Below are 14,304 nucleotides of genomic sequence, written 5' to 3' on the forward strand. Positions count from 1 at the left end.
TCCGTTTCGGTGCCGGGCAGCGCAGCCGTGTGCCTTGCCCTGCCCGTGTGCCTTGCCCTGCCGTTGATCCCGCGGCCCGCACCGCGGTCTGGCTGTCCAGCACACGGATGGCGCTGAGTGCCCCGGCGAGCTTGGCCGCGGCGTCCCGGCCGTTGAGGGGAAGCCTGCGGATTGAGGGGGAGCACAGGTTGAGAGACGGCCCACGTCGTCGGGTCATTCAGGGCGATTCGTCTCTCCATGCTGACGCTCTGCCCCACTGCCACCGACTCCGTGGGCGCGCTGCCGTCTCATGGCTGTTCGACCGCGGCCAGGGCGGTGAGGACGCGTCGCGTCTTGCTGTCGGAGTGCTCGGAGAGGGCAACTCCGCGCTCGCGCACCGCATCCTCCAGTTTCCGCTGCTCCCGCTCGGCCCGCGCCGTGAACGTCTCGAGGTCGTCATCGTCGTTGGGCTTCACCCGGATCGAGACCTCCGGGAAGTCCAGCCCGGTGACCGACCACGCCTCCAGGTCGACCTTCAAGTCGTCGAGTGGAACGTCGTCGGCCGTCGTCGAGTGGACCGGCCCCAGCGCGAACAGCCCCTTGAGTAGGACGGCGGGCGCACAGGCATCCAGGAACTGGTCCTGCACCACGTCCACGGACGCGGCGGGGTCGGCCCCCGGCTCCACCGCGTCCGAGAGTGTCCCCGACGAGTACGCGTGCACCAAAGAGGCGGCCGTCACCCGGCGGTGCCCCGACCAGTCCTCCTCGATCCTGTACGTGAACGGTTCCGCTTCGAAGGAGGTGAAAGCGGCCCACCAGTTGTTCCCGGGTACACGGACGCAACTTGACGGTCAGATCATCGCGGCTCCCGCCGATCCTCAACCGCAGGATCACACCGGCGTCCAGCAGGGACACCCGCCCCTCTGCGGCACTGTCGCGCTCCTCGGCGAACCAGTCCGGCGGGACGTCATCGGGCCGCGTGATCCGCCGAGGGACGAGACTCCCGCCGGCACGTCACCTCGATGTTGACCTTGATCTCGGTCGATAGCAGGTCTATCGCATCCCGCCCGCACGCATAGTGGCTGGAGGGATTCCTCCGACGGTTACCCCGCCGGCGCGCAGCACGAGGAAGTTGCCGAAACTCAGGTCGTGTCCGTTGCGGACCATGGAGCCGCCGAGCACCGCGACGCATGGTGTGCCGTCCCGAGCTACGTAGTGAGCGCCCGTGTGATGGCCCAGGCTCGAGCGAGGTTCCTTTATGCGGTACGCGGTCGTGACACGGTGCTTCGGTACAGGAGATGCGACGCGGCCACCAGAAGCATCAGAGGACATCGGGACCTGTCCGGTATTTGCCGCCCCCTTCCGTCACCAGGCGTTTGCCCATCGAGGCAGGGGCGTATGGAGCGGGATCGCGTCAGTAAGGAGCCGGATCGCGAAGTCGATTGGCCTGTTGAACGCGCGAGATGTCACCGTACCGGCGCCAGATGTAGTTGATCGCTGCCGCGATGTTGGCCACCGGGTCGTAGATCCGGTCGGACGTGCCCGCTTGGTGGTTCTCGGCGAACGTCCCTGGAATCACCTGGGCGTAGCCGTTCGGCCGGTGGGACGATCCCCGGAATATGAGGGTCATCAGGTTCGCTCCGTTGCCGACCCCCGTGCCCCAGCTCCTCGGCGCGCCCCGGCCAGGTCACATGCCTGTTCGGCGAACGCGCGCGCCGTCGCCTCGCCCGCGGCCACACTCGAATTATTCGAAAAGCGTACGGAACTCTTGGCGATAGCACCGGGATGGCGGCATTCCACAGCAAATCCTGCCCATGGCGCCGAGTTGGGCCAGTGAAGAGCAGTCGGGGAATCCATCGGCAGCCGAACCGGTGAGTCCCAGCATGCACTGCCATTCCACGTACGCCGCTTCGGTCTGCTCGCCGAAGAACCCGGTGACGCCGGCGGGTATGTCTATGCCGACTGCGATGAGCGCCGCCTGAATTGCCTTGACCTCATCGTTGTGCTTGCCGAAGCGCACTGTGGAGAGAGCCACCATCGCGCCTCCTCCGCAGCATGGAGGCCTCCGGTCAGGGAGTACGTCTGCCGGTCGGTCACAGTTACCCTGTTTCAACCATGCGGTCGATGCGAGTCGCGCGCAAACCCGGAAACCGCTGGCAGACAGGTTCTCCGACGAGCAGTTCACCGCAGCCGTGGCGCTCCGGTGGGCCTTGCCCGGACACCCTCAGACCTTTGGGACCTCGAGCCTGTCCCAGCTGGTCCGGCCAGGGACACCGTCGGCGGCGTTTCCCACGAAGCCCAGCTTCTGCTGCCAGGCGGTGTACGACCTCACATCGCCCGCTCCCCACACGTCGAGACCGGCATGGGACGTGTAGCGGTCACAGTGTTCGGCGACCAGTCGGCGGTGCATTCCCTCGATGACGGGAGATTTACGTCCCGCCTGGAAGAACGACGCACCGGGGAACGGCTCGAACTGGCGCTCAGCGGAGGACGGGTCGGTCGGCTGGGACGCGAACGCCGGCCAGGAACCCGGGTCGACGTGGTCGTTCTCCGGGACATGGGCATGGGCGTACCACCCGCCGTGAGTCCGCCATTTGTCGGCGGGACACGTATTGCGGGACAGGGAGGTAGGGCGGCCCATAGGCCAAACGTCCGGTACGCCCCATGAGCTGATCCATGCATGGAGATCGGCCCAGCCCTCGCAAGGAGTGTCGATCAGCTTTGCGAACGCCCTGCCGTTCACTAGGCAGTGCGGAAAGAACAAAGACTCGATCTGGATGGCGACTTTGCCGGCCCGGTTCGTACGAGTACCACCGGCCGCGTCGAACAGGGCTTTGGCGCGGGATGTGGCCGGGAAGAACTGGGCGAAAGCTCCGGTGAAGGGATCCCAGAGAATATGCGGAGCCTGGCCACTGCCACTGCCGGTGAAGAAGCCCATGAGATTGGCGAACGGGATCAGATCCAGAGGAGCTTCGGCGGTTGCCTCCCTGTCCGCCGTGATGTGCGCGATCGCCCTTGCCGGGAACTCGGGGTCACACGGCGCGTGGTCCCCCACGTCCGCCTTGAGAGCTTGAGGCATCCACGGGTTGGGCATGCTGGCATCCTCCCTCTCGCACCGCCCATGATGCGGGTGCAACGTGGAAGGCGCACCGGACGAACAACGGGGCTTCCCCGCCCGTGCTTCCCACGATGCGCCTGGTCCGGGACCGACAGCAAGTCGTGAAACTGCAGGAAGCGAATATCCGAATTCGGATTTTTCGATCAAAACTGTTTCCCGGTTCCGAGCGGTGGAGACAGTTGATCATCGTGCATGCGCCACGCTTTACGCCCTCCTACGCACGGTCGTAACGTTGCGTGAAGAGAACATGCCATTGCCGTGGCCCATGTCGAGCAGAGGTGCTCTGTGTAGCGCGGACGAACGCCCCGACCGCAATTGACATGGCCAGCGCACAGGGCGAACCTGGAATCAGGCGCGCATGAAAGACCCCCGGATGCTTGTATTTTGATCAGACTTGCGTTCGCCGATTTGGGTCGCCCCAGCACGTCCTCGACGAGGATCCCGGCCGCGCCCGAGAGAGGAGACTCTCATGCACGGGCATGTACGAACCATCACCGGGGACGAGCCGATCTTCATGATCAAGGTCAGCGTCTACCGCCCCGACCTCACGCTCATCGACCATGCCTACACCCACGACGACGGCTCGTACAGCGTCGATGTGCCGGCCAGTGAGACAGTCACCATCCGGTTCGACACCCATTACTCGCTCAGCAACGCGGACAGCTGGCAGCCGTCTCTGGTCACCGACGTGGTCGCCGACGACGCCGTCCCGCTCGACCGCCGTATGGTCCCCGTGGGCCAGTTCGCGGATACGGCGCGCGGCATTGACGTACTCGCCGCCTTCATCCTGGCCTCGGCCGTGGAAGGACCGGAGTACGCCGCCCACGCCACGACCCGCCTGTCCCAGATCAAGCAGAACACCCTGTTCCTCCAGCACGTCCAGGCAGCCCTTCTCCGGCACTTCACGGAGCAGGCCGACGCTTGATGGGCCGTACCCGACCCGGCCGGTGGCATCGTGCCGCAGATCCTCTTGGTCCGAGGTTGGAACCATCTGCTCCTCGGGGTTTCGCCGACGGCACACCACTCGCGGTGCCACCGACCGGCTGCTCGCCAACGAAGGCCACGACTTCGACCAGTACCGGCGACTCCTCCGGCGCCGTGAGATCGCCCGCCGTGGCGCCTCGCACGCTGTGGCGCGGGCAAGACCGGTGGGCCGTAGAGCGTGCCCTCGCCCGGCTTCATCAGTTCAAGCAGTTCAAGCCGCTTCGCTGATCAAGCTTGGCTCTCCTAACCCCCTCCCGAGAGGCACGACCGGCTGTCCGCGCAGTCACGCCGGGGGTTGCGGCAACGCCCGGTCACACAGCAGAAAATTCAGATACAGGCCGCTGAAGTACCGGTATTTTGCCGGCCCAACCCGGCCGAGGGGGATCGCGGAGATCGTTACGCAGAGCGTCCGCATCCCGTGTCGCTTGCCCCAACAGACCGCGGGCGTAGTCCCGCGTCCGCCACAGCTGATCAGCCCGACCGAACCTGCCCGCCAGCCGCCGGGCCATGGACTCCAGCAGGTTCGGCATCCCAGCAAGCTGGTTCAGGCATTGCCCTCCATGCCAGGACGACGATCACCAACTCAAGAAGGCAAATCGCTGATGGAGTTACGGATGCCTATGCGACCTGAGGCGCCCCGATCAGCAGATTTCGACGACGCGGCTACCCTTCGCCCTGGCTTTCGCAGATTCGGACGGTGCGGTGGGTGGGTGCGGCGGTCAGATCGTGAGCGCGGCCCGGCAAGGCCGACGAGATCCACAGAAGCTGGCCTTGGGGACCGGTACGTGAGCCGTTGTCTCAACGAATCGCCGTGCGCCCGTAATGGACTGTCCAGACCCCGTTTGCGGGGGATTGTCGCCTCGGGAAATGGAAGCGCTGCCATCACACCATCCACACCCGAATCCGCTGCCTCGGAGAGCGGGCCATGGCACCCTCAGAGGGCTGGCACCTCCGATGGAAGCTCCCCTCCCCCATGTGACCCTGACCGCCGAGTGGGCACCTCAACGCTCCTGACCGTCGACCGAATTCCCGCCGACCGCCCCTTCTGCTCGCACAGGAAGCAGGGCATGAACGTGCAGGTCATAGCCGATCCGCAGGGGCGTCCGATGCCGGCTTCACCACCACCGAGGCCGCTCAGGAGCTTTGACGCCTCGGCGGGGTGTGGATGTCGAACACGGAGCGGCGTTGCAGGCCCGCGTGGCAGGGGGCCTGGCCTGCAGAGATGAGTCCCAGATCGGTGAGCACCTGGCTGTGTGCGGATTCCACGCGGGCGTCTTCCAAAGTGAGCGGTTCGTGCCACACCGAATAGCGTCCGGTTCCGGTTCCGGTTCCGTCACGGCGGTCGTACCAGCCGAGTGCGGGATCAATCACTATTCGGCTGATCTCATCGTCGGTGGCAAAGCCGAGGGGTGGTGGCATAGGCCGGCCCATGCCACGCAGCGTAACTTCGGCTGTTCCCCAACGGCCGTCAGCGTGCAGTCGCCAGGTGCGTGCCTTCTCTCCCTCCCAGGCTGCCTGGACGTCGACGGTTTCGTGATGCCAGGGCATTTTCCATGCCGCGGCCGGCAGGTGAGCCAGTCTGCTCGCCAGTGACGTCCCAAAGAACCAAACTCCGGTCTGCCCCTTATGCCGCACATAGGTGCGGTAGTTCACCTGCCCTGCCGAGAGTCTGATCTGCCGGGCGAAGCGAAAGTGGAAAGGGTGGTCGCGAAAAGCCACCAGTGACACCAGTGTGACGCCCTCTCGTACGTCGGGTTCGAATCCGTCCGGGAGATGGGCCGCGACGCGGTCCGGGTCCGCGGCCCAGCTCACCATCGCGAAATCGGCGAGGTCGGCCGATGCGTGATGCCAGCGGACCCTCGGTCGTTGTTCCACGGCTTCCTCTTCTCTCCCTTTGCGCTGGGTGCAAGACCGGTGCCCGGCCTGGGTTTGGTGCCGGGCGCTCGCAGGAACCGTCGGCAAGACCGGAACGGAGTTACTTCGCAAAGCTGTTTCACAGCCGTCTGACGTTCAGGGCCCCTGGCAGTGCGTCCGCGGTTACGGCGTCGGCCCGCAGGCCGGGTAGCGGCATCAGCCGGGGCCGGAATGAGTCCTCAAGGTGTAGGACCTCTCGAGCAGCGTGATCGCAGAGTCCGCGTTACTGTCCAGGGCGGTGATCCGCTCCCGTAGTTCCTGGGCACTGCGGGACAGCGCCTGTTGTTCGGCGCTGGCGAGCGCGCGGGTCCAGTCCGTTCGGGCGGCGTCCCGGTCACCCATAGCCAGACGGGTGTCGCCCAGTCGCATCAGCGAGCCGATGGCGTTTCTGTGATCCCCTAGTCCTCTGAACTCCTCCATCGCCTGCCGGTAGGTAGCCAATGATTCTTCATATCGGCCCATCAGGCGAAGGGTGTAGCCCAGAACCTCCATGCCTTGAGCTTCCTGCCAGGGTGCGTCCAGGCGCTGGAACAGAGCGATGGCCTCCTGGCTGTAGGCGAGACTCTTTTCGAGCTGGCGCAAGTGGGAGTGAAACCAGGCGAGTTCGACGAGGCACTCGGCCAACCACAGCTCTTCACCTATCGCCCGAGACAGCGCGAGTCCTCGCTCGGAGAACGTCACGGCTTCCTCGACCCGGCCGAACAGGTACAACGCACAGGCCTTCGCGTAGTGGGCGCGGGCTTGTTCGCCGACCGCGTCGAGTTCTTCGAAGAGAGTGGTGGCGCGTTGCATGTGGTCGAGGGCCTCGTCCTGATGGCCCAGGTAGCCGTGGATGCTGCCGATGTGTCTGAGGCAGCGGCCTTCTTCCAGGCGGTCGCCCCGGCGCCGCGCCACTTCCAGGGCGGGGGTCAGTGCGGTGATGGCCTCCGGCCAGAACTCCTGGCGGTTCAAATATTCCTTCAGTGACCAGGAAAGCCCGGTGATGTGCTGTTCCAGGCCTTCCTGGACGGCGGTACGCAACATGACGCTCAGCACCCCCCGTTCGGCAGCCAGCCATCGGTCCGCCTGTTCAATGGTGGTCAGGCCTTCCGCAATGACGCCCGGGTTCGGCAGGCCGAGGTCGAGTTCGGGCATCGAGTTCTGTTTGAAGAGTCGGTTGGCTGTGTAGGCGGTGAACATGTAGTGGTCCAGGACGCGGACGGTAGCGCGGTGGCGTTCACCGGTGTCGTCGTGGGTGTGGGTGAGTTCGGTGGCGTAGCCGCGCAGCAGGTCGTGGAGGATGAAACGGCCGGGCAGTGGCTGCTCGACGAGACAGCACCGGGTCAGGGCGGCGAGTGTCCGGCGTGTTTCGGCGGGCGAGAGCCCCGCGAGGCTCGCGGCCGCCGGGGCGCTGATGTCGGGCCCGGGATGAAGGGCAAGGAGGCGGAAGAGACGTGCGGCGGGCCTGTCCAGGGACTGGTAGGACCAGGAGAACACCGTGCGGACGTCGGTCGTGGTGTCGAAGCCGGTCAGTGCGTCCAGGCCGTCGTGGGCGCGCAGGTCGTCGGCGATGGCCTGCAGGGGGAAGGTGGGGTCGAGTTCGGCTCGGGCGGCGACCACAGCGAGTGCCAGGGGCAGGCGTCCGCACAGGCCGATGATCTCGTCCGCGGCGGCGGGCTCGGCGGCCAGGCGCTCCGCCCCCAGCCTCCGCGCCAGCGTTTCGTAGGCCTCGGCCTGTGAGGGCAACGGAAGGGGCAACGGCCTGGCTCCGTCGGCCGCGATGAGACCGGGGAGCTGGTTACGGCTGGTGATTAGGGTGAGGCAGCCGCCTCCGGCGGGCAGCAGGGGACGAACCTGTTCCTCGTCGCGGGCGTTGTCCAGGACCAGGAGCACCCGCCGGCCGGCCAGGAGACTGCGGAACAGGGTGCTGCGGCCGGCGGTGTCCTCGGGAATGCGCTGCGCGGAAACACCGAGAGCGGTGAGAAATCCGTGCAGGGCATGACCCGCTTCCACAGCAGGGCTGTGGGGGTGGAACCCGCACAGGTTGACGAAGAGCTGCCCGTCAGGAAACAAAGAGGCAATCTTGTGGGCGTGGTGAACGGCGAAGGTCGTCTTACCGACACCTGGAGCACCACCGATGACGACGACAGGAGCAACACCACACTGCCCAGGACGGCCAGGCGCTCCACCCGCAGCAGACAGCCACGCGCTCTCAGTGGCCCGCCCCGCAAACACCGGCAGAGCCGACGGAAGTTGCGCCGGACGCCGCAGGGACGGTGGCTCGGTTCCCTCACCAGCCGAGGCCGGGTCGCTGCTGGCGCCCGGCGGGTTCGCTGCGTCGGCGGGCGCGCCTGCGGTGCCGCCGGGTGGCGAGACGTTGACAGGCGCAGTCCTCGTCGCCCCTTCCTGCGCCTCGGAGGCCGGCCGGATCGGAGCGCGGCCGTGCCCGGCGTCCCCGCCACGAACAGACGCGTGGTCAGGCCGCTGCACCCCGTCGTCTGGACGTAGTGGGGGCAGGTCATGGTGGAGGATGCCGTGATGCAGGGCGCACAGCGAAGGGCCGGGTTCGAGGCCGAGCTCGTCGGCGAGATGCCGGCGCAAGTCCGTGTAGCGCTGCAGCGCCTCCGGGTGCCGGCCGGCCAGGTACAGGGCGCGCAACAGCAAGGCCCAGCCCGTTTCCCGTAGAGGATGCTGTGCGGTCAGTTCCTGCGCCGCATCCACAGCCTCGGTAAACCGCCCCTCCAGGAGCAGGGCGGTGGTACGGATCTCCCGCGCGGTCTGCCGCAACTCCTCCAAGCGTGCGACCTCGTGGGCGGCGAACAGGTAGTGCGCTGCATCGGCGAGCGCGGCACCGCGCCACATGTGCAGGGCCCGATCGACATCCTCAACAACGTGCCCAGACTGACCCCGACCGAGCAACCGGTGCGCTTCGGCTACAGCGCGCTCAAAACGCACAGTGTCCCGACACTCCGGTGCAACACGCAGGGCATAACCCAAAGGTTCCGTGACCAGCACCTCGAAAGCCCGCTGCTCGCGCAGATACCGGGGCTCCAAAACCGCACGCACCTTGCTGACATGGGCGTGCAGAGAGGGCATAGCCCCACCCGGCGCATGTCCCGCCCGCTGCGGCCACAACTCCTCACACAACGTCTCAGGAGCAACCGCACGGCCGCTGGCAAGCAACAACCGAATCAGCAACAGCCGCTGCTTGCGTCTCCCCGCATCCAGCACCACTCCCGCCCGCCGCACCACCAGCGGCCCCAACAGCCCGAAATCAAGCCCCTGCCCCACAGCCCTCACCGTATCCACCCCGCACCCCGATCAACTACGTTATACGCACACACATAACCGATGGCATGCGAGTTGCGCACTCCCGCCCCCAGGCAGCCGGTCCCCCGTGCACCGCCGGAAGCGCCATGGGCGTGGTGAGCGTCGACCGGACACCCGAGTGACCGTAACAAGCCCTGTCGCGGCGGCCCTGTTCGCCCGAGGCGGGCAGCGACGCCCGCGATGGGAGCGATCGGGCCCCTCCGTATGCCAGGTAGGACGTCAGCCGCTGCAAGCGTTTCACCCGCCGAACACCACCCCTACGGGCAGCCGTTCCTCGTTCGCCGACCGGGTGGCCTGGGAGGAGCTCTCCCTGATCAACCGCTGTGATGGCTCCCACGCGCCCCATCTCCTTGGCTCAGGCACTGGGGTCGGCCCAGTGCTCACGTGGCGACCACGTCGCACGAGAGCGTCGAACCTCCTCCGGCAACCGGGCTTCCCGGCTCCCGGCTTCCGGGCTTCCGGGCTTCCGGGCTTCCGGGCTTCCGGGCTTCCGGGCTTCCGGGCTTCCGGGACATGCCTATCGCCTAGCAGCTGTACCGATCCGGCACATACCGTCTAGACATCCGAGCTGGCTCGCTCCGTCCAACCAGCTTGGGCGTGCGCCGCCGTGAGCGCGTTTGCATCCTGTCCCCCTACCGGCCTACGGCGTCTGCTGCCTCGCTGGACCCTTGCTTCGGATCCGGCAGCGCTCCTCATTCGACTGCGCATGGCAGAGACTCCTGTACTGCATCGTCGCTGCGCGGCTGCCCAGGCACTTCTTGAGGTACCCGGCTGCAGTGTCGGATCAGTGGTTGACGTCGAAAGTGGCGGCGCGGGGCAGGTACACCGTGCCCCCGTCGTTGGCAGTCGCCAGCGCCGAGACGTGCCAAGCACCCTGGTCCAGCTCAGTTGCCTCCTTCTTCGTCACCTTCAGCGTGTAGGTGCAGCGGGAGAAGCCATCGGTGGCTTCGCGGCACATGGCACTGTCCACGTGCCGCAGCTCCGTCTCGGTCGGGTCGAGTCTCGAACTCGCGGGCCATGCAACGACCTTGAGGCCCCGGACGCCCGATTCGTCACGCACCTCCGCAGTGAACGTCATCGAGCCGGCGTTGCCGCCGACCGGCGCGACGTACCGGGCCGAGCCGTTCTCCAGGGTCATCTCCGTGGCGGTTGAGGCCATGGCGAGGCCACCAGCGACCACTCCACCGATGACAGCAACACCGACGAGCGACGAGACGAGAACACGCTTTGACATGGCAGATTCCTTCGGACTGGTGTGGAAACAGGCATGGTCCGCCTGCTGACCGGAGCAGGGAGGGCGAAGCACGGCACAGAGGGGAAAGGGCACTGGTTGAGCAGTTGGTGTGTCCCCTTCCCGATGTGTACGAGACTATGGCCCGGGGCATAGCGCGTTCCTCGGGCGGCTGGATGATTACCGCGTCTAACCAGAGGTGGAGAACACCTGCGCGCTGTCCCCCGCGGGCACCGGCGTCTGTGCAACCCAGGTGAGAGAACGAAAGCCGCCTCCAGCCGGATCTGGGACGCTCACCAGCGGCGATGGCTTTGACACCAAGCGGCGAGCGGCTGATTCCGGTGCTCCTGTCCTGCGTCCGGCCCGGTGATGTGACCAAAGACGGTGAACGCGACCTCCGCTCGCATCCCCCCTTCTTCTGGCCGCTGGTACCGCCTCCACGCTGTGCCGTCGGCGGTGACTTCGCCTCTGTTCGACTCGCATTCCGTACCGCCTGTGCTCGTGCAGGATCACGATGCGTTGTGTCGACAACTCGCACGAGAACCGGTCACCCAGCAGCCTCCGCGAGCGACCTCGCCGGACGACCTCGGAGAACGCATCCGACAAACGTCCCCTCCAGTCGAACCCAGGCACCAGGCGGACCAAATGACATAGATGATCACTGTGGGTAACCCGCGCAAACAGGCCCCCTGAAGGAACTCCGGTGAGCTGCGGAAAGACGTGAACCAAGATGAGGGCTACTCCGTTGAGTGGCTATACGAACCTCGTCCACAGTGAGGAAAATATGGTGATCGTCGAAGGAAGCAGCACTGCTCGGTTCGAACCCGTCCGAGCGGCGCTGTCAGCACACCTCGAGTCCGGCGAGGAGTTGGGGGCGTCCATCGCCGTCGATGTCGACGGCGTCCTGGAAGTCGACATATGGGGTGGGCACGGTGACGCAGCGCGGACCGTTCCGTGGCACAAGGACACGTTGGTAGGCCTGTGGTCTACCACCAAGACCCTCAGCAGCCTCGCGGCACTTATTCTCGCCGACCGAGGAGCCCTGGACCTCTACCGCCCGGTCGCGGAGTACTGGCCCGAATTCGCCGCCCAAGGCAAGCAGCACATCGAGGTGCGCCACGTCCTGGCACACACCTCAGGGCTCTCTGGTTGGCAACAGCCCTTCAGCATGGATGACCTGTACGACTGGCCGACGGCAAGCTCTCGGCTGGCCGGGCAGGCGCCCTGGTGGGAGCCCGGGAGCGCCTCGGGTTATCACATGCAGACCCAGGGGCAGTTGGTGGGAGAGCTCGTCCGGCGGGTCAGTGGACGTACCCTGACCGACTTTGTCGACACCGAGATCGCCAAGCCGTTGGAGGCCGACGTCCAGATCGGTGCACGGGAAGCCGACTGGCCGCGTATCGCCGAGTTGGTACCGCCGTCGCAGCTTCCTCAAGGATTCGCCGATCTTGATCCCGAGAGAATTTTCACCAAGACGCTACTGGGCAGCCCCGCCCGGGACGAGCACGTCGACACCCCGCAGTGGCGTCGCGCCGAACTCGGAGCCGTAAACGGATACGGCAATGCACGAGGCCTGGCCCGTGCCCTCTCCGTGATCTCACGACGCGGCAAGGTGAACGGCCTCCGGCTCCTCTCTTCGGACACGGTGGACAAAATCTTCGACGTACAGGCCGATGGAGTCGACCTGTTCCTCGGCATCCCCGTGCGCTGGGGCGTCGGCTATGCGCTCGCCGACCCTAGGACGATGCCGCACATGCCCACCGGAACAGTCTGCTTCTGGGTTGGTCGCGGCGGCTCGATCGTCATGATGGACCTCGACCGGCGCATCACGTTCGCATACACGATGAACCGGCTGGGCGACGGCATCCTAGGCTCGGAGCGCACCCACAGCTACATCAAGCATGTCTATGAAGCCCTGGGCTCGTCGAACTGAAGCCAACCCACTCCGCCAGCAGGAGCGCACCTTCCGCCCGGGCACCAGCGGAGGAGAAACCCAGGTTCTGCAGGGAGACTTCAACCAGATCCCCTGCGACACCACTGTTGGCCGCGCTGAGGGCGACGTACTTCCGGACCCCGAGCCGGATCGGCGCACGGTAGGCCTACTGCATGTCTTATCCCGCCCGCCCCCGCTCCTTGACCGCGAGTCTGAACGGCGTCTGGCAGCTACACGTCACGCCGAGGAGAGCGCCGGCGACCTCGCGGCGTCCGCCGGCATTCAGCGGCAGGCAGCTGCTGACGCGGGTCGAGTGAACCGGCGTACCAGAACGCACGTTGTGGTCTATCGAGGGAGCCTTTGATGCCGGGGCACGCAACCTGGTGCAACACACCCGGCCGATCCGAGGACTCCGAAGGCGGGAGCCCTCACCGTTTCCGTCTCCGCCGGATTCGCGACCGCGACACCCGGCCCGTCCAACCACCAATTCTTTCAGGGGCGTGATGACGCAGAACTCAAGGCGGCTGTCCGGCATGTGCCGGGCAGCCGCGGTGACCGCCGTGACAGGAGCGAGTCTCTTCTCGCTCGCGGCGCCGACCCAGGCGGCCGCTGACGGCCCGAACTTCGTGGCCATGGGGGATTCATACGCCTCGGGAGCCGGTCTGCGGGTGGTGAAGGACGCCGAGTGCGACCGCACCACGAGCAGCTACCCCTCCATCGTCGCTGGTACGTCCGCGGGCGAGAGCCTGGCGTTCAAGGACGTCACGTGCAGTGGCGCCACGACGCGCAGCATCTGGAACGCCCAGGGGTCCAAGCCGCCGCAGATCAACGCGCTGACTCCGAACACCAAGCTGGTCACCCTGACCATCGGAGGCAACGACCTCGGCTTCACCAGCGTGCTCACCACCTGCGCGCTGGTGAAGTCCTCGGATCCGAACGGCAGCCCGTGCAAGAAGTACTTCACCACCGGCAAGGACGTGCTCGGTGAGCGCATCAACACGATGGAGGGCCGCGTCCGCGATGTGATCACCGACATCAGGCGGCGCAGCCCAGACGCGAAGATCGTCGTGGTCGGATACCCCGCCCTCTTCCCCGACAACGGCGTGGGATGCGCCGAAGTTCCTTTCGCCCGACAGGACTTCGCCTTCCTGCGGGACACGACATTGAAGCTCAACCGCGCCCTGGCCCGTAGGGCCGCCGGCGGCGGCACCGGTGTCTCTTACGCGGACACCTACAAAGCCACCATCGGGTACGACATGTGCCAGCCTCGCCAGCGGCGCTACATCGAGTCCCTGACTCCGGGCGAGGCCTCCATGGCAGCCCATCCCAACAGTGCCGGCCAGTTGTTCATGGCGGTCGCGACCTTGGACCAGATCCGCAAGCCGTAGGCAGTGCGGCGATGCGGGGCGGCCCGTGCCATTCGGCACGGGCCGCCCTTGCCTTGCTCTCAGCCCTTCAGACGTACTTCATGGGCCACAGCATCGCCGCCTCTGCCAAGGCCCCCTCAGCAAGGGACTGTCCAATCAAAGCCCTGTCTCTTCCGATGGCTACGGAGCGTGCTGCTATCCGAGGAGGATGCGGTGCCGAAACGGGTGCTGACGCCCTCGGTGGGGTCGTTGCTGCAGGGAAGCGCGACCCCGGAGAACACGGCTTCGACGTCCCGGCCAAGACCCATGACTGAGGGTGAGTGCGGTGTTCTCACCCTCATCTCCGCAGGACTCTCCTCCACAGAAATCGCCCAGCACCTCGGCATCACCGTCGACACAGTGTCCCCACATCAATGCGCCGCTCCGCAAGCTCGAACTACACGACCGGGTCCATAGGACGATCCTCGCC

General features: G+C 66.2%; 11 protein-coding genes and 2 pseudogenes. 5 read left to right on the forward strand and 8 right to left on the reverse strand.

Annotated features, from left to right (window positions below):
- Window positions 1-287: 287 nt before the first annotated feature.
- The 4 genes from BZL64_RS40825 to BZL64_RS04160 form a co-directional block, all read right to left on the reverse strand.
- Complete coding sequence (locus BZL64_RS40825; RefSeq protein WP_244205171.1) at window positions 288-719, reverse strand: hypothetical protein; 432 nt, start codon at window positions 717-719, stop codon at window positions 288-290.
- Window positions 720-1,393: 674 nt separating this feature from the next.
- The gene (locus BZL64_RS04150) at window positions 1,394-1,609 is read right to left on the reverse strand and encodes a transglycosylase SLT domain-containing protein (RefSeq protein WP_086766259.1); all 216 of its coding nucleotides are present in this window, start codon (window positions 1,607-1,609) and stop codon (window positions 1,394-1,396) included.
- A gap of 114 nt (window positions 1,610-1,723) precedes the next feature.
- Complete coding sequence (locus BZL64_RS04155; RefSeq protein WP_086766261.1) at window positions 1,724-2,017, reverse strand: peptidoglycan-binding domain-containing protein; 294 nt, start codon at window positions 2,015-2,017, stop codon at window positions 1,724-1,726.
- Window positions 2,018-2,203: 186 nt separating this feature from the next.
- Entirely contained in the window at window positions 2,204-3,073 is an 870-nt protein-coding gene (locus BZL64_RS04160) for a peptidoglycan-binding protein (protein WP_086766263.1), read from the reverse strand.
- Window positions 3,074-3,566: 493 nt separating this feature from the next.
- On the opposite strand from BZL64_RS04160, the gene BZL64_RS04165 reads away from it, so the two are divergent.
- Window positions 3,567-4,022, forward strand: coding sequence for a hypothetical protein (locus tag BZL64_RS04165; RefSeq protein ID WP_086766265.1), 456 nt, complete (start codon window positions 3,567-3,569; stop codon window positions 4,020-4,022).
- A gap of 731 nt (window positions 4,023-4,753) precedes the next feature.
- On the opposite strand, the pseudogene BZL64_RS38905 reads toward BZL64_RS04165, so the two are convergent.
- Window positions 4,754-4,864 (reverse strand): annotated as a pseudogene (locus BZL64_RS38905) (IS5/IS1182 family transposase); the annotation flags it as partial.
- A gap of 221 nt (window positions 4,865-5,085) precedes the next feature.
- Here BZL64_RS38905 and BZL64_RS38910 point away from each other — a divergent pair.
- Window positions 5,086-5,202, forward strand: a pseudogene (locus tag BZL64_RS38910) (IS5/IS1182 family transposase); the annotation flags it as partial.
- A gap of 13 nt (window positions 5,203-5,215) precedes the next feature.
- Here BZL64_RS38910 and BZL64_RS04175 read toward each other — a convergent pair.
- From BZL64_RS04175 to BZL64_RS04185, 3 genes are all read right to left on the reverse strand, one after another.
- Window positions 5,216-5,956, reverse strand: coding sequence for a DUF2071 domain-containing protein (locus BZL64_RS04175; RefSeq protein WP_086766269.1), 741 nt, complete (start codon window positions 5,954-5,956; stop codon window positions 5,216-5,218).
- A 195-nt stretch (window positions 5,957-6,151) separates the two neighbouring features.
- Entirely contained in the window at window positions 6,152-9,265 is a 3,114-nt protein-coding gene (locus BZL64_RS04180) for an AfsR/SARP family transcriptional regulator (protein WP_086766271.1), read from the reverse strand.
- Between the two features lie 823 nt (window positions 9,266-10,088).
- Window positions 10,089-10,538 (reverse strand): DUF5707 domain-containing protein, encoded by a 450-nt coding sequence (locus tag BZL64_RS04185; RefSeq protein WP_086766273.1) that lies wholly within the window; start codon window positions 10,536-10,538, stop codon window positions 10,089-10,091.
- A gap of 781 nt (window positions 10,539-11,319) precedes the next feature.
- Here BZL64_RS04185 and BZL64_RS04190 point away from each other — a divergent pair.
- From BZL64_RS04190 to BZL64_RS04200, 3 genes are all read left to right on the forward strand, one after another.
- On the forward strand, window positions 11,320-12,468 hold the full coding sequence (locus BZL64_RS04190; RefSeq protein ID WP_086766275.1) for a serine hydrolase domain-containing protein: 1,149 nt from the start codon (window positions 11,320-11,322) through the stop codon (window positions 12,466-12,468).
- 560 nt (window positions 12,469-13,028) lie between these two features.
- Window positions 13,029-13,856: an SGNH/GDSL hydrolase family protein gene (locus BZL64_RS04195; RefSeq protein WP_244205172.1), complete on the forward strand. Its 828-nt coding sequence runs from the start codon at window positions 13,029-13,031 to the stop codon at window positions 13,854-13,856.
- Window positions 13,857-14,141: 285 nt separating this feature from the next.
- Window positions 14,142-14,291 (forward strand): LuxR C-terminal-related transcriptional regulator, encoded by a 150-nt coding sequence (locus BZL64_RS04200; RefSeq protein ID WP_244205173.1) that lies wholly within the window; start codon window positions 14,142-14,144, stop codon window positions 14,289-14,291.
- Window positions 14,292-14,304: the final 13 nt, after the last annotated feature.

Source organism: Streptomyces bobili (genome assembly GCF_002154575.1).
Classification (GTDB): Bacteria; Actinomycetota; Actinomycetes; order Streptomycetales; family Streptomycetaceae; genus Streptomyces; species Streptomyces bobili.

Bases quoted from the DNA above. Each gene is read 5' to 3' on its own strand.
- BZL64_RS04150 (WP_086766259.1), bottom strand. From the start codon at position 1,609: ATGACCCTCATATTCCGGGGATCGTCCCACCGGCCGAACGGCTACGCC.
- BZL64_RS04155 (WP_086766261.1), bottom strand. From the start codon at position 2,017: ATGGTGGCTCTCTCCACAGTGCGCTTCGGCAAGCACAACGATGAGGTC.
- BZL64_RS04160 (WP_086766263.1), bottom strand. From the start codon at position 3,073: ATGCCCAACCCGTGGATGCCTCAAGCTCTCAAGGCGGACGTGGGGGAC.
- BZL64_RS04165 (WP_086766265.1), top strand. From the start codon at position 3,567: ATGCACGGGCATGTACGAACCATCACCGGGGACGAGCCGATCTTCATG.
- BZL64_RS04185 (WP_086766273.1), bottom strand. From the start codon at position 10,538: ATGTCAAAGCGTGTTCTCGTCTCGTCGCTCGTCGGTGTTGCTGTCATC.
- BZL64_RS04190 (WP_086766275.1), top strand. From the start codon at position 11,320: ATGGTGATCGTCGAAGGAAGCAGCACTGCTCGGTTCGAACCCGTCCGA.
- BZL64_RS04200 (WP_244205173.1), top strand. From the start codon at position 14,142: ATGACTGAGGGTGAGTGCGGTGTTCTCACCCTCATCTCCGCAGGACTC.